At 40.6% G+C, this 2,294-nt stretch carries 2 protein-coding genes; both read left to right on the top strand.

Annotation, left to right across the window (positions count from 1 at the left end; genetic code table 11):
* Nucleotides 1-145: 145 nt before the first annotated feature.
* Nucleotides 146-1,063, top strand: coding sequence for a S66 peptidase family protein (locus tag BUB12_RS17335; protein WP_072892167.1), 918 nt, complete (start codon nt 146-148; stop codon nt 1,061-1,063).
* 36 nt (nt 1,064-1,099) lie between these two features.
* On the top strand, nt 1,100-2,107 hold the full coding sequence (locus BUB12_RS17330; protein ID WP_072892166.1) for an ABC transporter ATP-binding protein: 1,008 nt from the start codon (nt 1,100-1,102) through the stop codon (nt 2,105-2,107).
* Nucleotides 2,108-2,294 lie beyond the last annotated feature (187 nt).

Genomic DNA, 2,294 nt, shown 5'->3' with positions numbered 1-2,294 from the left:
AAGGAAGGTCGACTAAAACCGGACTTTGCGTCCAACGTCGACATACCCCTATGAAGGGGCATGTTTCCTTTATCTCCTACGCCTCAGTCCAGTCCGTACGTCGCAAAGCGGGCACTCTAAGCTTTTCATAGAAAGGAAGGGGTTCATGGTATATCCAAAGAGACTAAAACCAGGGGATACGGTTGGTATAATTGCACCAGCTGGTCCAGCTAAACTGGGGAAGGTTCAAGATGCATTACCTTTATTTAAACAATTAGGGTTAAAAGTTAAGTTAGGGAAGAGTATTAGTAAAATCCATGGCTATTTAGCAGGCACAGATGAAGAAAGATTAGGTGATTTTCATGAAATGATAGCTGACCCGGAAGTTAAGGCGATTTTCTGTGCCCGTGGTGGTTATGGAACACCGAGAATAGTAGATTGTATCGATTATGATTTAGTAAAGAATAATCCAAAAATCATCTGGGGTTACAGTGATATTACGTATTTACACACCGCAATCTATCAACAGACAGGACTAATTACGTTTCATGGCCCGATGCTAACATCCGATATTGCCAATCCTGAATTCGATCGATTGTCGTGGAGTATGTTTTATCAGCTCTTTCAGCCGACAGAAATTTTATATGATGAAGGGATTTCAGAGTTAAGTGTAATTAGTGAAGGGAATGCAACTGGAAAACTAGTAGGTGGAAACCTTTCCCTTTTAGTAAGCACATTGGGTACTCCATATGAGATTGACACAAGAGATTCACTGTTGTTGTTAGAGGATGTCGATGAAGTTCCCTATCGAGTGGATTCGATGCTGAATCAACTAAGACTCAGTGGGAAACTGGAGGAAGCAGCTGGAATTGTAATTGGCGATTTTGCAGGATCCACACCGAAAAAACAGCCTTCATTAACTTTGGAGGAAGTGTTTCAGGATTATTTTGGTGGGTTAAGTTGCCCGGTCATATCAGGATTTAAAATTGGTCATTGCTTTCCACATATCGCTGTTCCACTAGGTGCAACTGCAACACTGGACACTCAGTCGAAAATCCTTAAAGTAAGGCCAGGAGTTTGTTGATCTGCATACAAAATAAACACCAAAGGAGGTGATTCAATGGCAGAAAAACTGCTAGAAGTAAAGAACCTGACAAAGCTTTTTCACCTAGGAAAAGGACAAATTTTAAAAGCTGTCAATGACGTATCTTTTCATATAAATAAAGGAGAAACATTTGGATTAGTCGGTGAATCTGGTTGCGGAAAATCCACGATTGGTCGAACGATTATGGGGCTATATGAGAAGACAGCAGGGGACGTAGTTTATGATGGTAAAAATATTCATGAACTAAGTGACGCGGAACAATTTGCGTTTCACCGTAGAATACAGATGATTTTTCAAGACCCATATGCATCACTAAACCCAAGGTCCACAGTCAGTGAAGTAATTGCAGAGCCGATGGAAGTGCATAAATTATATAAAAGTAAAAAGGAAAAGGTAGATGTGATTCATCGCCTTTTGGAGGAAGTGGGATTAAATCGAGACCACGCAACGCGCTATCCCCATGAATTTAGTGGAGGACAACGGCAACGTATTGGGATTGCTCGTGCTTTAGCATTGAATCCTGACTTCATTATTGCAGATGAACCTATTTCAGCACTGGATGTTTCTGTTCAGGCACAAGTAGTGAATTTATTAAAAAAACTACAAGTAGAAAAAGGGTTAACGTATTTGTTTATCGCACATGACCTATCGATGGTGAAGCAAATATCGGACCGAATCGGCGTCATGTATCTTGGTAATTTGGTAGAGTTAACGGATAGCGATAATCTTTATGAAAATCCTCTACACCCATACACTAAAGCATTACTTTCTGCGATTCCAATCCCAGATCCTGACATTGAACAAACACGTGAACGAATTATGGTAAAAGGAGAACTTCCAAGCCCAATTGATCCCCCAAGTGGATGTGTATTCCGAACGCGTTGTCCATTTGCGATGGATATTTGTGCGACGAAAAAACCAGAGTGGAAGGAAGTTGAAAAAGGCCACCACGTATCATGCCACTTATATAATGACAAAGTACCTGTAAATAGAAATAAAGGAGTGGTCATCAACATAAGATGAAGATAGGGACTTTGACTTTTCTGGAGCAATTCGAATTTCTAAACTATTAAATACCTCTCACTTTTTTAAGAGATAAGAATGTACAAAATTTCAGAGATGTCTAGCTCCGAGCGCCTGCGACTAGAGAGACTTCCTTCGCCTCCGTACGATAAAGAAGACTTGCCGATTGGTGAAACCAGAGGCTTAG

It is taken from the genome of Ornithinibacillus halophilus (assembly GCF_900129485.1).
GTDB lineage: Bacteria > Bacillota > Bacilli > Bacillales > Amphibacillaceae > Ornithinibacillus > Ornithinibacillus halophilus.
The sequence above is the reverse complement of the archived record's forward strand: the minus strand, read 5'-3'. Positions and strand labels throughout refer to the sequence as shown.